Origin of the sequence: Streptomyces sp. NPDC087844, assembly GCF_044742785.1 — a bacterium.
In the GTDB taxonomy this organism is placed as follows: domain Bacteria; phylum Actinomycetota; class Actinomycetes; order Streptomycetales; family Streptomycetaceae; genus Streptomyces.
In genome coordinates, this window is the sequence record NZ_JBIUVD010000010.1 from 214,923 (window position 1) to 231,876 (window position 16,954).

14 protein-coding genes are annotated in these 16,954 nt (G+C 71.4%); 5 read left to right on the forward strand and 9 right to left on the reverse strand.

Annotated elements, in window-relative coordinates; translation table 11 throughout:
- Positions 1 to 17: 17 nt before the first annotated feature.
- Positions 18 to 221, reverse strand: coding sequence for a hypothetical protein (locus tag ACIOKD_RS21415; RefSeq protein ID WP_402086188.1), 204 nt, complete (start codon positions 219 to 221; stop codon positions 18 to 20).
- Between the two features lie 335 nt (positions 222 to 556).
- Here ACIOKD_RS21415 and ACIOKD_RS21420 point away from each other — a divergent pair, with 335 nt between their 5' ends.
- Entirely contained in the window at positions 557 to 2,635 is a 2,079-nt protein-coding gene (locus ACIOKD_RS21420; RefSeq protein WP_402086191.1) for an NPCBM/NEW2 domain-containing protein, read from the forward strand.
- 335 nt (positions 2,636 to 2,970) lie between these two features.
- Here ACIOKD_RS21420 and ACIOKD_RS21425 read toward each other — a convergent pair whose 3' ends face one another.
- Complete coding sequence (locus ACIOKD_RS21425) at positions 2,971 to 3,924, reverse strand: ROK family protein (protein WP_402086193.1); 954 nt, start codon at positions 3,922 to 3,924, stop codon at positions 2,971 to 2,973.
- Between the two features lie 219 nt (positions 3,925 to 4,143).
- Between ACIOKD_RS21425 and ACIOKD_RS21430 the strand changes: the two genes are divergently transcribed.
- Entirely contained in the window at positions 4,144 to 5,181 is a 1,038-nt protein-coding gene (locus ACIOKD_RS21430; RefSeq protein WP_402086196.1) for a LacI family DNA-binding transcriptional regulator, read from the forward strand.
- Positions 5,182 to 5,684: 503 nt separating this feature from the next.
- Here ACIOKD_RS21430 and ACIOKD_RS21435 read toward each other — a convergent pair.
- Positions 5,685 to 7,454 carry a protein kinase gene (locus tag ACIOKD_RS21435; protein ID WP_402086199.1) on the reverse strand — a complete coding sequence of 590 codons (1,770 nt, stop codon included), beginning with the start codon at positions 7,452 to 7,454 and terminating at the stop codon, positions 5,685 to 5,687.
- A 96-nt stretch (positions 7,455 to 7,550) separates the two neighbouring features.
- A complete protein-coding gene (locus ACIOKD_RS21440; protein ID WP_402086201.1) occupies positions 7,551 to 8,855 on the reverse strand; it encodes a DUF6986 family protein in 1,305 nt (434 codons plus the stop codon).
- Positions 8,856 to 9,133: 278 nt separating this feature from the next.
- Here ACIOKD_RS21440 and ACIOKD_RS21445 point away from each other — a divergent pair, with 278 nt between their 5' ends.
- Positions 9,134 to 10,036 carry an endonuclease/exonuclease/phosphatase family protein gene (locus ACIOKD_RS21445; RefSeq protein WP_402086203.1) on the forward strand — a complete coding sequence of 301 codons (903 nt, stop codon included), beginning with the start codon at positions 9,134 to 9,136 and terminating at the stop codon, positions 10,034 to 10,036.
- Positions 10,037 to 10,110: 74 nt separating this feature from the next.
- On the opposite strand, the gene ACIOKD_RS21450 is transcribed toward ACIOKD_RS21445, so the two are convergent.
- From ACIOKD_RS21450 to ACIOKD_RS21465, 4 genes are all read right to left on the reverse strand, one after another.
- Positions 10,111 to 11,085, reverse strand: a complete 975-nt coding sequence (locus ACIOKD_RS21450) for an electron transfer flavoprotein subunit alpha/FixB family protein (RefSeq protein ID WP_402086206.1) — start codon at positions 11,083 to 11,085, stop codon at positions 10,111 to 10,113.
- Between the two features lie 66 nt (positions 11,086 to 11,151).
- Positions 11,152 to 11,937 (reverse strand): electron transfer flavoprotein subunit beta/FixA family protein, encoded by a 786-nt coding sequence (locus ACIOKD_RS21455; RefSeq protein ID WP_402086209.1) that lies wholly within the window; start codon positions 11,935 to 11,937, stop codon positions 11,152 to 11,154.
- A gap of 224 nt (positions 11,938 to 12,161) precedes the next feature.
- On the reverse strand, positions 12,162 to 12,671 hold the full coding sequence (locus ACIOKD_RS21460; protein WP_402086211.1) for a flavin reductase family protein: 510 nt from the start codon (positions 12,669 to 12,671) through the stop codon (positions 12,162 to 12,164).
- 231 nt (positions 12,672 to 12,902) lie between these two features.
- On the reverse strand, positions 12,903 to 13,325 hold the full coding sequence (locus ACIOKD_RS21465; RefSeq protein WP_402086213.1) for a TlpA family protein disulfide reductase: 423 nt from the start codon (positions 13,323 to 13,325) through the stop codon (positions 12,903 to 12,905).
- 75 nt (positions 13,326 to 13,400) lie between these two features.
- Between ACIOKD_RS21465 and ACIOKD_RS21470 the strand changes: the two genes are divergently transcribed.
- Entirely contained in the window at positions 13,401 to 13,817 is a 417-nt protein-coding gene (locus ACIOKD_RS21470) for a DUF4395 domain-containing protein (protein WP_402086215.1), read from the forward strand.
- A 190-nt stretch (positions 13,818 to 14,007) separates the two neighbouring features.
- A complete protein-coding gene (locus tag ACIOKD_RS21475; protein WP_402086217.1) occupies positions 14,008 to 14,736 on the forward strand; it encodes a lysophospholipid acyltransferase family protein in 729 nt (242 codons plus the stop codon).
- A 785-nt stretch (positions 14,737 to 15,521) separates the two neighbouring features.
- On the opposite strand, the gene ACIOKD_RS21480 is transcribed toward ACIOKD_RS21475, so the two are convergent.
- Positions 15,522 to 16,028 (reverse strand): hypothetical protein, encoded by a 507-nt coding sequence (locus ACIOKD_RS21480; protein ID WP_402086219.1) that lies wholly within the window; start codon positions 16,026 to 16,028, stop codon positions 15,522 to 15,524.
- Positions 16,029 to 16,954: the final 926 nt, after the last annotated feature.

The window sequence follows — 16,954 nt, forward strand, 5'->3', positions numbered from 1 at the left end:
GGGCGGGAAGGGCCCGGTCAGCCCTCCTTGCCGGGGGAATCGTCGCCCATCGCCAGGCTGTCGTGGCTGATCGTCTCGTCGACCGTGCCGAGGGTGTCCTGGAGGTCGAGCGTGCTGAGGCTGTCGAGGGCCGCACCGTCGAGGGAGTGGGACGGGGTGACGGCTGCCACCACGAAGCCGGTGGCGAGGGAGGCGATGGCGAGCATGCTGCGCTTCTTCATGCCCCACTCAACTGCCGACCCGCCCATGGGTCACGGTCGGGTCTTCCGAAACCTACGGCCGGCTCTTCACCGAGTCCGCCGACATCCGATGTCCTGACCCGTTGCCAGGTGTCCTGACCCGTTGTCAGGCGCCATGGGCCGGTCGAGCGTCGACCACGCCGGGAAACTCTCGATGGCGCGATTCGACTCAACCGCCGCACGTGCAGTGGGGATCGCACACTCACAAGACGCATACTGCCCCTTCCACCACAGTGCAACAGGTCCTACCGTAAACGCGCACGGATGACGCGGACATGCAAACATCCAGCTTTTCGCGAGTACGGAGGAACGTAACGATGCGTCACCTTCCCACCCGCACAACTCGCCGAAGAGCGGTCGGGGCACTCGCCGCGGGGCTGCTCGGCACTCTGGGTCCCGGTACATGGGGGACGACCGGGCCGGCCCCGGCCGCCGCCGCCGCGGCACCGGCCGCATCGGCATCGAGCGCGCCCGTGTCGGCCGCGCCGGCCCTGGACGACGGTCTCGCCCTCACCCCGCCCATGGGCTTCAACAACTGGAACTCCACGCACTGCCGTGCGGAGTTCGACGAGGCGATGGTCAAGGGGATCGCGGACATCTTCGTCGACAAGGGGCTCAAGGACGCCGGGTACGAGTACGTCAACCTCGACGACTGCTGGGCACTGCCCGCCCGCGACGCCGACGGCAAACTGGTGCCGGACCCGGCCCGCTTCCCCGACGGGATCAAGGCGGTCGCGGACTACGTGCACGCCAAGGGGCTCAAGCTCGGCATCTACACCAGCGCGGGCACGAAGACCTGCAACGACGCGGGATTTCCCGGCGCGCTCGGCCACGAGTACAGCGACGCCCAGCAGTTCGCGGACTGGGGTGTCGACTACCTCAAGTACGACAACTGCAACAACCAGGGCGTCGACGCCGAACAGCGCTACACGACGATGCGCGACGCCCTGGAAGCCGCCTCGCGGACGACCGGCCGCCCCATCGTCCACAGCATCTGCGATTGGGGCGAGACCAAGCCCTGGGAGTGGGCGGCCGGCGTCGGTCACCTGTGGCGTACGACCGGGGACATCAGTGACAACTGGGGTTCGATGCTCTCGATCATGAAGCAGAACCTGCCGCTCGCGCGGTACGCCGGCCCCGGGCGGTGGAACGACCCCGACATGCTGGAGGTCGGCAACGGCGGGATGACGGACACGGAGTACCGCACGCACTTCTCGATGTGGTCCGTCATGGCGGCGCCGCTGCTCATCGGCACGGACCTGCGGTCGGCGTCCGAGGAGACCTTCGGCATCATCGGCAACAAGGAGGTCATCGCGGTCGACCAGGACCCGCTCGGCAGGCAGGGCACGGTGCTCTCCTCCGAGGGCGGTCGCTGGGTGGTCGCCAAGGAGATGGAGGACGGCAGCCGCGCGGTCGCCCTCTTCAACGAGACCGGCAGCCCGCAGCGCGTCGCCACCAGCGCGAAGGCCGTCGGGCTGCCCGAGGCGGACGCCTACACGCTGCGCGATCTGTGGCAGCACAGGAGCTACAACACGGCGGGCACGATCTCGGCGACCGTCCCCGCCCACGGCACGGTCCTCGTCCGCGTCTCGGCCGACGGCCGGTGGGCAGTGAACCCGCCCGCCGTGGAACTCGGCGTGAGCGGCGACACGTTGACCGAAGCGGGCAGGGCGACCGCCCTGACGACGTCGGTCACCGACCTGGGCCGCACGCCCGCGAAACGCGTCTCCGTCACCGTGACCGGACCCGAGGGCTGGCGGGTGCGGGCCACGTCGCCGACCACGGCAGGCTCGCTGCCCACCGGCAAGGCGTTGCGCACCGGATGGACGGTGACCGCGCCGGTCGGCACGCCCCCGGGGGCGTACGACGTGACGCTGAGGGCGGGCTACCGCTCTCCGAGCGGGGTGCGGGCCGAGAGCGTGCTGCCGCTCACGGCGACCGTCGCGGTGGCCCCGCCGCCCGGCACGTCGGATCTCGGCGATCTCCCCTGGCTGTCGACGACCAACGGGTGGGGTCCTGTCGAGCGCGACACCAGCAACGGCGAGAGCGCGGCGGGCGACGGCGGTCCGCTCACCATCAACGGTGCCGTGTACGCCACCGGGCTCGGCGTCCATGCGGAGAGCGCCGTCGAGTACTACACCGGCGAGGCCTGCGAGACCGTCGGCGCACAGGTCGGCGTCGACGACGAGGAGGGTGCCGACGGGTCCGTCGCCTTCGAGATCTGGGCGGACGGCACGAAGGTGGCCTCGACCGGCGTCCTTACGAACGCGGACGCCGCACAGGGCCTTTCGGCCGATGTGAGCGGGGCGCGGATGATCCGGCTGGTCGTCACGGACGGCGGCGACGGGATCACATCGGACCACGGCGACTGGGCGTCCGCGCGGCTCACCTGCTGACCGCATCGGTGCGGGGCGGGTGCGGGGGCGCGGAGACCTTTCCGGGCGCCCCCGCCGTAGCCGAGTGTCCCAAGGGGAGGCCACTCCGAGGCACGGTCCGGACGGATGCCTTCGTCGTGCGGGTGCCGATTCGCCGTGGCCGGCCGCGCGGTTGTCCCGCGCCCCTCAGGGGCCCCCGCGGCTCGCTTCGTCGCGTGGGCTCGGCACCACAGGTCCGCGCCCACCGAGCAGAGCCCCCGCACCCCACCCCAGGGGCGCGGGGAACTGCGCGACAAGCCCCGCCGGCCGTCACGTCATCGCGGCCGGAGGACCCCACTGCCAAGACAGCGGGCGGCTCAGCCGACAACCACCGTGCTGCTCGGGCGGCGGCTCAGCGCAGCCGACGCCGCGCCCACGAGACCCGCGTCCGTGCCCATCTGCGCGGGCGTCACCGTGAGCCGCTGCACGAACGAAAGCGTCGCGTAGTCGCGAAGAGCGGCCCGCAGCGGCGCGAACAGCACCTCGCCCGCCTTGCCCACCCCCCCGCCGATCACCGCGATGTCGATCTCCACGAGGGTCGCGGTCGCCGCGATGCCCGCCGCCAGCGCCTGCGCGGCCCGTTCGAAGGAGGCCGTCGCGACGGGGTCGCCCGCGCGAGCGGCGGCGGCCACGGCGGCCGCGGAGGCGTCACCCTCGGGACCCGGCCGCCACCCGCCCTCGATGGCGCGGCGCGCGATGTTCGGCCCGCTGGCGATGCGCTCGACGCACCCGCGGGACCCGCACGGACACAGGTCACCGTCGAGATCCACGCTGATATGGCCGATGTGACCGGAGTTGCCCGTGGGCCCCGGGTGCAGCTTCCCGCCCAGGACCAGGCCCCCGCCGACACCGGTCGAGACGACCATGCACAGCGCGTTGTCATGGCCACGAGCCGCGCCCTGCCAGTGCTCGGCCGCCGTGATCGCCACCCCGTCACCGATCAGCTCGACGGGCAGCCCGTCCGTCACGGCACGCACCCGCTCGACGAGGGGGTAGTCGCGCCACCCGGGAACGTTCACCGGACTCACCGTGCCCGCCGAGGCGTCCACGGGACCGGCGCTGCCGATGCCGACCGCCGTGACCCCGTTCCACAGCGGTGAGCCGGTCAGCTCGCCGAGTACGGCCTCGACGGCCCGTATGACGATGTCGCCGTGCTCCTGCGCGGGCGTCGGCCGCTGGGCGCGCAGCAGGATCCGGCCGTGGCCGTCCACCAGCGCTCCGGCGATCTTGGTGCCGCCGATGTCGAGCGCGGCCACGAGGTCGGTGTGCATCAGTGTCAGTTCTCCCGATCGGATCCCGATTGGACCATGAGGAAAGGGCAGGCCGGTCGCGCGGTGGGGAGAGCGGGCCGGAGAAAGCGATGGACAGTCTCTCTCGCATCTGACAACGTTGTCCAGGCTCTATGCTCGACGCCACATCCCGATCCGGGTGCCACCGAGCCCGTCAGGACCGACGCGGCCCCACAGGACTACAGGACAGGACAGCGCATCGTGGCCGAGACCGCCCGCCGAACCGAGAGCCGCTACGGCAACCGCCCGACGATGAAGGACGTCGCCGCGCGTGCCGGGGTCGGCCTGAAGACGGTATCGCGCGTAGTCAACGGCGAGCCCGGGGTCACCCCCGACACCGAGCGCCGGGTGCAGGAGGCCATCGACGCGCTGGGCTTCCGGCGCAACGACAGCGCGCGCGTGCTCCGCAAGGGCCGCACCGCGAGCATCGGCCTGGTCCTGGAGGACCTGGCGGACCCGTTCTACGGCCCGCTGAGCCGGGCGGTGGAGGAGGTGGCCCGCGCCCACGGCGCCCTGTTGATCAACGGCTCCAGCGCCGAGGACCCGGACCGCGAGCAGGAACTGGTCCTCGCGCTCTGCGCCCGCCGCGTGGACGGGCTGGTCGTCATCCCGGCGGGTGACGACCACCGCTATCTGGAGCCCGAGATAAAGGCGGGCGTCGCCACCGTGTTCGTGGACCGTCCCGCCGGGCAGATCGACGCGGACGTCGTGCTCTCCGACAGCTTCGGCGGTGCGCGCGACGGCGTCGCCCATCTCATCGCGCACGGCCACCGCCGGATCGGGTTCATCGGGGACATGCCCCGCATCCACACCGCCGCCGAGCGGCTGCGCGGCTACCGCGCCGCGATGGAGGACGCCGGCATTCCGGTGGAGCCCGACTGGATGTCCCTGGGCGTCACCGGCCCGGAGCGGGTCCGCCTGGCGGCCGAGACCATGCTCTCGGGCTCCTCCCCCGTGACCGCGGTCTTCGCGGGCAACAACCGCGTGACGGTCACCGTCGTACGCGTCATCGCCGAGCGCGCCCGCCCGGTCGCCCTGGTCGGCTTCGACGACATCGAGCTGGCCGACCTCCTCCAGCCCGGGGTCACCGTCGTCGCCCAGGACGCCGCCCAGCTCGGCCGTACCGCCGCAGACCGCCTCTTCCGCCAGCTCGACGGCTCCCTCCTGCTGCCTGAGCGCATCGAACTCCCGACGCGTCTGATCACCCGCGGCTCGGGTGAACTGCCGCCCTCCGCCTGATACACGGGAGAGGCCGGGCACCACCGTGCCGACCGCACGCTCGAAGCCCTCGGCCTGGCCGTGGCGCCGCGCGAGGGTCCCTGGTCCATCCCGGCGTCCGGCCCGCGGAGCCGGGGCTTATCGACGGGGACCGGCTGCTGCCCCTGACCCGCCGCACGTTCCCGGGCCGGGCGCCCGTCCTCGCGGTCGGCTCGAACGCCTCTTTCGCTCAGCTTCGCCACACGCCACAAGACGCGCCAGTACGTGCTGTCGTCCCCGATCCCCCTGGTCCCCGATCCCCTGGTGAAGGCACGGGTCACCGGGCTGGAGATCGGCGTGTCGGCGCACGTCAGCGCCCTGGGATACGTGTCCGCGTCGCCCTTTCGCGCCCCCCGGGCACACCCGGGACCTGTTCAGCACCTGTTACGGGCGCGCGGCGACCTGCGGCTCCGCGCCGAGGGAACCCGGCTCTTCACCCGGGAGGGGCGCACGACCGCTGCCGGCCCGGAGAAGTGCGTACGCGGTCAGCAGACGGGCAGTCCGGGCACCGGTGAGTCGTTGTCGCCGCCCTGGATGTAGACGTCGCTGACATAGACGCCGGTGTTGCCGCTGTCGTCGTCGGTCTTCGCCCACCACGTGTTCGTCCACTTCCCGGATGTCTCGCGGCGCCCCAGGTCCTGCTGGCAGTAGAAGTAGTTGGTGCCGGAGTTGAGCGTGCCCGCCCGCGCTCCCGCGGCGGTGTAGGACGTGGCGGTCTTCCAGACCTGGCAGTTGTACTTGCCGCCTCCGATGGCATGGCAGACCGGTGCGGGGCTCGCGGTCTGCCCGCCGCCCGAACTCCCGCCCGTGGTACCGCCCTTGGTGGCTCCGGACGAGGGAGCGGGTGCCTTGTCCGTCGGGTCGGCGTCCTCGGTGCGGCCGGCGTCCTCGACGGGTTCCTGCTTGTCGCTCGGGGACGACGACTTCCTCTTGTCGTCCTGTTCCGTGGGCTTCTTGTCGTCCGTCAGGTCGACCGAGCCTCGGGCGGCGCCCGGGGAGGCGGTGCCGTCGGCGTCCTGGGAGGTCCCGGTCCTGGCGGCCGGCCCGGACCCGTCGGAGTCCGTCAGCTGGGCGACGATGACGCCGGTCGAGGCCAGCACGACGGCGACGGCCGCGCCGACGAGCAGGACGCGGCCCCTGCCGCGGCGGCGGGAGGTCGCGGGCGCGGCCGGGTCGGACCTGGCCGGGGTGACCGGATCCGCCGGGGTGGCCGGCTGCGGCATCGGTTGCGGCGGCCCGAAGCCCGGTGGTATCACCGGTACGCTCCGCTCGGTCGCCTCCCGTGCCGGCGGCGCGGGCGCCCTCAACCCGCGTGTCGCCGAGTCCTGGGCCACCCGGTCCTGGGCGGTCGAGCCCTGGTCGGTCGCCGCCGCCACCGCTTCCAGGAGTTCGCTCGCCCGGCCGGCCTCCGGGCGGGACTCGGGCTGCTTGTGCATCAGCTGTCGCAGGACGGGACCGAGCGGTCCGGCCCGCCGCGGTTCGGGCAGCGGTTCGACGACGATCGCCGTGAGCGTGGACCACGTGGAGGTGCGCCGGAAGGGCGAGGACCCCTCGACGGCCGCGTAGAGCGTGGCGCCGAGGGCCCAGATGTCGGAGGCGGGGCCCGGCTCGTACCCCTGGGCCCGTTCGGGTGCCAGGTAGTCCAGGGAGCCGACCAGTTCGCCGCTGCGCGTGAGGTGCGTGGTGGAGCCGTCGCCGGGGTCCTCCATCGTGGCGATGCCGAAGTCCGTGAGGACGACCTGTCCCGAGCGGTCGAGCAGGATGTTGCCCGGCTTGACGTCGCGGTGCAGGACTCCCGCCCGGTGGGCCGCGGCGAGCGCGTCCATGACCTTCGCGCCGATCCCGGCGGCCTCGCGGGCGCCGATCGTGCCGCGCTCGCTCAGGACGTCGTCCAGGGACGGCCCGTCCACCAGCTCCATCACGATGAGCGGGCGGCCGTCGATCTCCGCCACGTCGTGCACGGCGATCACACCGGGGTGCCGCACCCTGGCAGCCGCGCGGGCCTCGCGCTGCATCCGCAGGCCCAGACCGGCGAGTTCGGGTGCGTCCGCGTCCGTATAGGTGCGCAGCTCCTTGACCGCCACCTCGCGGCCGAGCACCTCGTCGCGGGCCCGCCAGACCACGCCCATTCCGCCGCGGCCCAGTTGGGCCACGACACGGTAGCGGCCGGCCAGGAGCCGCCCGGTCCCGTCCGGCTGTTCGCTCTCCCCGGGCCGGGCCCGCTCTCCCGGCTGCTCGTTCTCCCCCGCAGACACCGCTGCCCCGTTCCTGTGACACGCCAATGAAGTGCCGCCCACAGTACGGGTCCCGGGTGACGGCGAGGGCCGGCGGCAAGGGCTGTGACAGGGCCGCTACTTGGCCGAGACGGTCAGGTCCGCCCGCCTCGGTCCCGCGAAGCCCTCCAGGTCCGTGCGGGTGAGCCCGGTCGCCCGTGCCACCTCCGCGACGTCGAGGGCCCCGCAGTCCAGGCCGCGCAGCAGATGGCCGCTGAGCGCCTTGGCGGTGGCGGGCTCGTCCATCACGTCGCCGCCGGCACGGTTGGCGTACGCGACCAGGCGGGCCGCGGCCTGCTCGAAACCCTCGCGGTAGAAGGCGAACACGGCGGCATACCGGGTCGGGAGGTGCCCGGGGTGCATGTCCCAGCCCTGGTAGTAGGCGCGGGCGAGGGCGCGGCGGGTGAGGCCGAAGTGCAGCCGCCAGGCGTCGTGGACCTTCGCCGTCGGACCGACCGGCAGCACGTTGGTGGAGCCGTCCGAGACCCGTACGCCGGTACCGGCGGCCGCGACCTGCATGATCGCCTTGGCGTGGTCGGCGGCCGGGTGGTCGCTCGCCTGGTACGCGGCGGAGACCCCGAGGCAGGCGCTGTAGTCGAAGGTCCCGTAGTGCAGGCCGGTCGCGCGGCCCTCGGCGGCCCGGATCATCCGGGCGACGGTCGCCGTCCCGTCGGTGGCGAGGATGGACTGGCTGGTCTCGATCTGGATCTCGAACCCGATCCGGCCCCGCTCAAGCCCGTGTGCCTTCTCGAACTCCTCCAGGAGCCGCACCATCGCGGTGACCTGCTCCGCGTACGTGACCTTCGGCAGGGTCAGCACCAGCCCGTCGGGCAGTCCCCCGGCCTCCATCAGCCCGGTGAGGAAGATGTCGAGCGTGCGGATGCCCCGGTCGCGGACCGGCGCCTCCATGCACTTCATCCGGATGCCCATGTAGGGGGCGGCCGTGCCGCCCTGGCACGCCTCCGAGATCAGCCGGGCGGCGCGGGCCGCGGTCTCGTCCTCCTCGGCGTCGGGACGCGGCCCGTAGCCGTCCTCGAAGTCGACGCGCATGTCTTCCACCGGCTCGCGCTCCAGCTTGGCGCGTACGCGGGCGTACACGGGCTCCGCGAGATCGTCGGAGAGCCCGAGGACGGCGGCGAAGGAGGCCGCGTCGGGCGCGTGCCGGTCGAGGGCGGCGAGGGCCTGGTCGCCCCAGGAGCGGATGGTGTCCGCGGCGAAGGCGTCACCCGGGACGTACACGGTGTGGACGGGCTGGCGGGTGCCGGGGTCTCCGGGGTAGCGGCGCTCCAACTCGGCGTCGACCGGGGCGAGGGAGGCGCTGATCTCCTCGCTGACGGCGCCGGTGAGGCTCGTCGTCACCTTCTCCTGCTGACCCTGACCCATTCCACACCCTCCTGTTTTCCGCTGAGCGGAATCAACAATCCGTAGAGCGAAGTTATCCGCGACCTTCCGGCTGGTCAACACCCTCATTCCACCCCGCTCGCCCTGCGATTCTCCCCCGGGCCCCTCCCGGAACACGCGCGGACTTCCCCCGGGGTCCATCCCGGCATCTCGACATGTTCACGCCCAACTTCGAGACTGCGAGGCGCACGACTCGACCGGCATCCGTCGCAGAAACGGTCCGCACCACAGACCGGCATTGGCCACAGAAGGAGCATCCCGTGCCCCGTCACAGCCGAGTCACGCGCCGCCTGGGACTCAGGACCGCGCTCGCCGCCGCGGTCGCCCTGCCCCTGTCCAGTACAGCGCTCTCCAGGTCGCCCGCCTCGGCGGCCGACCGCCGTGGCCACCTGGAGGTCATGTCCTTCAACCTGCGGTACGCGAGCACCGCCGAACCCGACAGCTGGGCCGTCCGCCGTCCCGTCACCCGTGCGCTGCTGCGCCAGGAGCGGTTGCACGTCATCGGCACCCAGGAAGGCCTCCACCAGCAGGTGCGCGACATCGCGACGGACCTCGGCGCGCACTACGACTGGATCGGCACGGGCCGCGCGGGGGGCAGCCGGGACGAGTTCATGACGGTCTTCTACGACACCCGCAGACTCGCCCCGGTCGAGTACGACCACTTCTGGCTCTCGGACACGCCCGCCGTGATCGGCTCGAACACCTGGGGCGGCGGCTCCATACGCATGGTCACCTGGGTCCGCTTCCGTGATCTGCGGGACGGACAGCGGGAGTTCTACTTCCTCAACACCCACCTGGACAACGCCAGTCAGAACGCACGCGCGCGTGCCGCGGCCCTGATCGCCGAGCGGATCGCGGGGCTCGACCGTTCCCTGCCGCTGGTGGTGACCGGCGACTTCAACGTCGCCGCCCACCAGAACCCGGTCTACGACACGATGCTGGGCGCCGGCCTCGTCGACACCTGGGAGACGGCGGCCGAGCGGAGCAGGCTGTACGCCACGTTCCACGGGTACCGGCCGCTGACCCCGGACGGCGACCGCATCGACTGGATCCTCGCCTCGCCCGGGGTGAGCGCGCACCGGGCGTCGATCAACACCTTCTCCGTGGACGGCCAGTTCCCCAGCGACCACCTGCCCGTACAGGCGTCCCTGACCCTGGGCTGAGCAGGGCCCCCGCACGCCGTGAGGCCCCCTCGACCGTGTCGGTCGAAGGGGCCTCACAAGATCAGGGAGAGGACTCAGCCCTTGCGGGTCTTGATCTCCTCGGTGAGCTGCGGGACGACCTCGAAGAGGTCGCCGACCACGCCGTAGTCGACCAGGTCGAAGATCGGGGCCTCGGCGTCCTTGTTGACCGCCACGATCGTCTTCGAGGTCTGCATGCCGGCGCGGTGCTGGATCGCACCGGAGATGCCGTTGGCGATGTACAGCTGCGGGGACACGCTCTTGCCGGTCTGGCCCACCTGGTTGGTGTGCGGGTACCAGCCGGCGTCGACGGCGGCGCGCGAGGCACCGACGGCCGCGCCGAGGGAGTCGGCCAGCGCCTCGATGATCGAGAAGTTCTCGCTGCCGTTGACGCCACGGCCGCCGGAGACCACGATCGCGGCCTCGGTCAGCTCCGGGCGGCCCGACGACTCGCGCGGGGTGCGGCCGGTCACCTTGGTGCCGGTCGCAGCTGCGGAGAAGGTCACGGACAGCGCCTCGACGGTGCCGGCGGCCGGGGCGGCCTCGACGGGAGCCGAGTTGGGCTTGACGGTGATGACCGGGGTGCCCTTGGAGACCCGGGTCCTGGTCGAGTAGGACGCGGCGAACACCGACTGGGTGGCCACGGGGCCCTCGTCACCGGCCTCGACGTCGACGGCGTCGGTGATGACACCCGAGCCGATGCGCAGCGCGAGGCGGGCGGCGATCTCCTTGGCCTCGGCGGACGAGGGGACGAGCACGGCGGCGAGGGAGCCCGCGGCGGACACCACCTCGACGGCGGCCTGCAGCGCGTCCACCTTCGGTACGACGAGGTAGTCGGCGTACTCGGCGGCCTCGTCGGTGAGCACCTTCACGGCGCCGTGCTCGGCGAGCGTGGCGGCGGTGTTCGCGGCGCCGGCGCCGAGCGCGACGGCGACCGGGTCGCCGATGCGGCGGGCCAGCGTCAGCAGTTCCAGGGTGGGCTTGCGGACGGCGCCGTCCACGTGGTCGACGTAGACGAGAACTTCAGCCATGGGACTTCTTCTCTCCTGCTTGCGAAAGATGAGGGGCGGTCAGGGAGCCCGCGTCGGGCCCGAGCCCTAGATGAACTTCTGGCCCACGAGGAAGGCGGCGAGCTGCTTGCCGCCCTCGCCCTCGTCCTTGACGATCGTGCCCGCGGTGCGCGCCGGCCGCTCGGTGGCGGAGTCGACCTTGGTCCAGGAGCCTTCGAGACCGACCTCGTCGGCCTCGATCTCCAGGTCCTCAAGGTCCCAGGACTGAACGGGCTTCTTCTTGGCGGCCATGATGCCCTTGAAGGACGGGTAACGCGCCTCGCCCGACTGGTCGGTGACCGACACGACGGCGGGCAGGGAGGCCTCAAGCTGCTCGGAGGCGCTGTCGCCGTCACGGCGGCCCTTCACGACGCCGTCCGCGACGGAGACCTCGGAGAGCAGCGTGACCTGCGGGACGCCCAGGCGCTCGGCGACCAGCGCCGGGAGTACGCCCATGGTGCCGTCGGTGGAGGCCATGCCGGAGATGACCAGGTCGTAACCGGCCTTCTCGATCGCCTTGGCCAGCACCAGCGAGGTGCCGATCGCGTCGGTGCCGTGCAGCTCGTCGTCCTCGACGTGGATGGCCTTGTCCGCGCCCATGGACAGCGCCTTGCGCAGCGCGTCCTTCGCGTCCTCGGGGCCCACGGTCAGCACGGTGATCTCCGCGTCGTCCGCTTCGTCGGCGATCTGCAGGGCCTGCTCGACCGCGTACTCGTCGAGCTCCGACAGCAGGCCGTCCACGTCGTCACGGTCGACGGTCAGGTCCTCGGCGAAGTGCCGGTCGCCAGTGGCGTCGGGCACGTACTTCACAGTGACAACGATCCTCAAGCTCACGCCGGCTCTCCTACTGCATCGTCTTTTCTGGGCTGCCTGCCTACGGGCAGCATAGGCGCCTGAAGCGGCCGTTCCCGGTGAGGGCTACCCGCGCTCCGGACGAATATTACTCGCCAGTACGCACGAACCACGCTCCCGCAGACCGTTCCCTCTGAGCAAGCGCTTTGAACTGTGACCTTCGCAACGCAGCGTAATCGGAACTCGACACCACCAGGAGCGCGGCGTCACTCCCGCAGCCCGCCGAACCGCCCCTGGTGGTAGAGGAGGGGGCCGCCCTCACCGGCGGGATCGCCGAGCACCACCTCGGCCAGCACGATGCGGTGGTCCCCCGCCGGAACCCGCGTGACCACCCGGCACACGAGCCAGGCGAGGACGCCGTCGAGCACGGGAACGCCCTCGGGCCCCTCCCGCCAGACGGTGGGTTCGCCGAAGCGGTCGGCGCCGCTGCGCGCGAAGGTGGCGGCCAGCCCCTGCTGGTGCTCACCGAGCACGTGGACGCCGACGTGGTCCGTGCGGGACATCACCGGCCAGCAGGAGGCGCCGGTGCCGATGCCGAACGAGATCAGCGGGGGCTCGGCGGACACGGAGGCGAGCGAGGTGGCGGTGAAGCCCACGGGACCGTCGTCGCCCCGTGCGGTGATCACGGCGACGCCGGCCGCGTGCCGGCGGAAGACGGAGCGGAGCAGGTCCGGGGAGGCGAGTCGGGAGGTGCGGAGATCGGGCGTGGCCGTCATGGAGTCGTCCTTCTGCGCGAGGCCGGCGGCGGGGGTCCTGGGCTGCTCAGCAGCCCGGACAGCGCCCGCCCGCACCGCGGACGACGGCCGGAGTACGCGTGCGTTCACACTCGGAGAGCCCGAAGAGGGGCGGTTCCATGGACATACGGTCAGGCTGACGATAGGTGGCTGATGCAGTCAAGTGCGTCCCGGCATCTGGGAGAAGCGTCACCGGCGGCCTCCAACCTCTGATCAGGGGGTTCCGACCGCCTCGCCGAGCGCGGCGATCACGTCGGCCCTGCGCGGCTGTCCGGTCGCGCGGCGTACGACACGGCCCTCGGCGTCGAGGACGAGCACGGTCGGCGTCTTCAGGATGTCGAGTTCGCGCACGAGGGCCAGGCGGTCCTCCGCGTCGATCTCGACGTGCCGCACGCCCGGGACCATTTCGGCCACCTCGCCGAGCACCCTGCGGGTCGCCCGGCACGGTGCGCAGAAGGCGCTGGAGAACTGGACGAGGGTGGCCCGCTCGCCGAGGTTCTCGCCCAGTTCGGCCGCGCCCAGCCGCTTCCCGTCGTCCCGTCCGCGCACTCTGACCCTCCCGCTCCGCCGCCGGTTCAGCACTCCGTAGGCGCTCGCCGCCGCGAGCACCAGCACACACACCACGAGTCCGGTCATCTCCGCCTTCAGCGTTCATGCGACTGCAAAGATTCCCGCCGTCCCGGAAAGATCTGCATACGGAATGCTTGCCTCATGGACATCGACGTGAGAGGGCCGCGCTTCGGCGCGGCCGTGACGACCGCGGTTCTGGCGGTCGTGCTGATCACCGGCAGCGCCTGGCTGCTGGCCTGGCAGACGCTGGCGTTCGCGCTGGGCGCGGCGGGCGGCGTCGGCCGCTCGCCGTACGGCCTGCTGTTCCGCCGGGCCGTCCGTCCGCGGATCGGGCCGCCGACGGAGTTCGAGGCGCCGCAGCCGCCGCGGTTCGCGCAGGCGGTCGGCCTGGCGTTCGCGGTGGTGGGCCTTCTCGGCTTCACGGCGGGCCCCGAGTGGCTGGGGCTCGCGGCCACCGGGGCGGCGCTCGCGGCGGCGTTTCTCAATGCGGCGTTCGGGTATTGCCTCGGGTGCGAGATGTACCTGCTCGTACGACGCGTGACGGTTCGCGCGGAGTAAAGGCGGCGTAAAACACCGAGGTGGATCAAGGGATGACGTGACGAGAATCTCGTCAAACCCGGGCACCAGGGCTGGTCACTCGTCCGTTCTTCGGGCACGATCTGCGCAATGCCGTAAACCTACGGCAGCGTAAGTTCCCCGCCGGGAGCCCCCCTTCCAGGCAGACCAGAGAGAAGGGTCCACGCCGTCCATGGCTGAGCTTGCCTACCGTCCCGCCATCGGTCTCGCCCAGACGTTGTTCAAGGCCTGGGACCTGAAGATCGACCTCAGGGGAACGGAGAACATCCCGCGCACGGGCGGCGCCGTGCTGGTGAGCAATCACATCAGCTATCTCGACTTCATCTTCGACGGTCTCGCCGCCCTGCCGCAGAAGCGCCTGGTCCGCTTCATGGCGAAGGAGTCGGTGTTCCGGCACAAGATCTCCGGTCCGCTGATGCGCAACATGAAGCACATCCCCGTGGACCGCAAGCAGGGCGAGACGGCGTACGCGCACGCGCTGGAGTCGCTGCGCTCCGGCGAGATCGTCGGGGTCTTCCCCGAGGCCACGATCTCCCAGTCCTTCACCCTGAAGAGCTTCAAGTCGGGCGCGGCGCGCATGGCCCAGGAGGCGGGCGTCCCGCTGATCCCGATGGCCGTGTGGGGTACGCAGCGACTGTGGACCAAGGGCCACCCGCGCAACTTCAAGCGCAGCCACATCCCGATCACCATCCGGGTCGGCGAGGCGATCGAGGCCTCCCGCGACAAGTACGCGGGCGCGATCACCCGCCAGGTGCGCGAGCGCGTACAGGAGCTCCTGGAAGCCGCGCAGCGCGCCTATCCCGTACGCCCCAAGGGCCCGGACGACACCTGGTGGATGCCGGCACACCTCGGCGGTACGGCACCGACCCCCGAAGAGGTGAAGGCCGCCGAGGCCCGCTGAGCCGCGGCTCCGGAGGCGCTACCGGGGATCCCGGACGGTGATCCGCGCCCCCGGGCCGACCTTCTCGATCGAGCCGCTCGGTGAGTGAGGCCGTGCGCCTTCGATATCGGCCACCGGGATCGGGGACGGCCCCGCAGATGCAGAAGAAGATCGCCGGGGTCGACCATCCCGTGAACCGGGTGCCCGGCCCTGGGTGCCGGTTCCAGCGGCGGCAGGTCGCACTCCCTCCGTCGCACCACACCACCTCGCCGGTGTCGGGCCGCTCGACGGTCGCCCGGCCTGCGGCGACAGTGACAAGGCCCTCGTCACCGGTGGTCCGCATGGGCCGCGTCCCGTCCCGGCCCCGGTCGAGGTACTCGCCGCCGACTTCACCGACCGTCGAACCGGCCGTGCGGGCTGTGAAGTGATGGGAATTCGCCGAAGGAACGGCAGGAGCAGGGATACCAGATCGCTGTACCTCCAAAGAAGGGGCCGGAGTCAGGGCATTCGACTCCGGCCCCTCACTTCATGACAAGCGCCTGTCCCTGTTCCGTTCCCGGCCTGCTTTTTCGCATTCCGCATTGCAGTAATGCTTGCGGGTACCTTTCGCGAAAAAAGCCCTCGGCCCAGGTGGTGGTCATGGACTTCTACGGACTTTTTCGAACCCGCGCTGATTGTCCTTCAGGACGGCTCGGACCATGAAGAACAAGTTCAGGCACGGCCCGGATACGGCCGTCAGGCCGTCCGACGTGCCGGGACGGGGCATCGTCCGACCCGCCCTCGGACGAATTCCGAATCCCGACCGGTCACAGCGCGCGTCGAGGCTGGGGGCGGGGTTCGCTGCGGACGTTCGACGTCTGGTATGTCGTGCGGACCGGATCAGCGCCCACCCCGCTCTCACTGACGCCGGCGGACGACGCACTGCGGGCGCCGGGAGAGGCCAGTCCCGCCGCGGACGCGACACTGTTCGGCGAGGGGGCGGCGGGAGAATGCGCTTCCGGGACGCCATGAGCCACGTTCCCCCACTGCTCGCCCCGAGCGGGCACCGGGGCGTGGACCGCCGGCGGACCGGCGGGGAGGCCGCCCATCCACATGCGCTCCACCTGTGCACGTGCCCGTTCCTCCGCCTGTGCCTGAGCCTGTGTCTGTGCCTGCGTCTGCGCCTGTCCGTAGGTGGCCACCGGCTGCGGACCGGCGGGAAGACCACCCATCCACATGCGCTGTGCCTGCGCCTGCGCCTGTACCCGTGCCTGCGCCTGCGCCTGCGCCTGTGCCTGTAGCCGCGCCTGCGCCTCCGCCTGTCCGTATGCCACCGGCGGACCGGCGGGGAAACCGCCCATCCGCATGGGCCCCGCCTGTGGCTGCACCGGGCCCGCATGAGGCCACTGCATTTGCTGTGCCGGGTTCCGCGCCCAGGTCTGTGCGGGCGCCCGCCCAGGCACGGGCATCGGCACGGCCGCTCCCTGTCCTGCCCGCGCCTGCCTCTGCGCCTGCTCCTGCGCTTGCATCTGTGCCTGCCTCTGCGCCTGCTCCTGCGCTTGCCTCTGTGCCGCCTCCTGCCTCAATTCTTCGGGCCGGAGAACCGGCATCAGATCCCGGTTCCCACGCGCGTAGCCAGATTCGATCGTGATCAACATTCCATTGGCCAGGTTGGAAGCCGGCATATTGGCCCAACCCGCGTCGCGCAGCGCGTTATTGGCGACAGGAAGTATACGTGCGATAATATCCCTCTTGGATTTCTTGCGTTCGTCTTCAGTGAGGGTCATATAAGCATTCCATGCGGCGTTGTACTGGGGGTTACTCATATTTCTCCAGACTCGCGTAATGCGTTTCTGCTTCCTGTTCGTATCCAGTTACGGCGGGCGGTCGACCGTGGTTCATTCCCTTCCGGATGGACCGGAGTGCACGAGGGCGCCCTCCCACGAGACGCGCTGCGGCAGAGGGGCGGATGGCCCCAAGAACCGACACCCCGCACGCGGACGAGCGGCCCCGGATGCCAAACGCTCGCCGACAGGGAAGAACCGGGCGCCTGCGCCCGGCTTGCCGCCCCGGGGTCCTGGCAATGTCCTCGGCCCTCAGCAGGGCGGCCGGGGCGTGGGCCTTGGCATGACAGATGCCGGTGCCCTGCTCCGGCACGCCGGAGGCGCGTCAGGTGACGCGCAGGCCGCCGGGGTCCCGGGAATGCGGGAGTGCGGGAGTGCGGGAGAGCGTCACGCATGAACTCGAAGGCGGCCTGCGC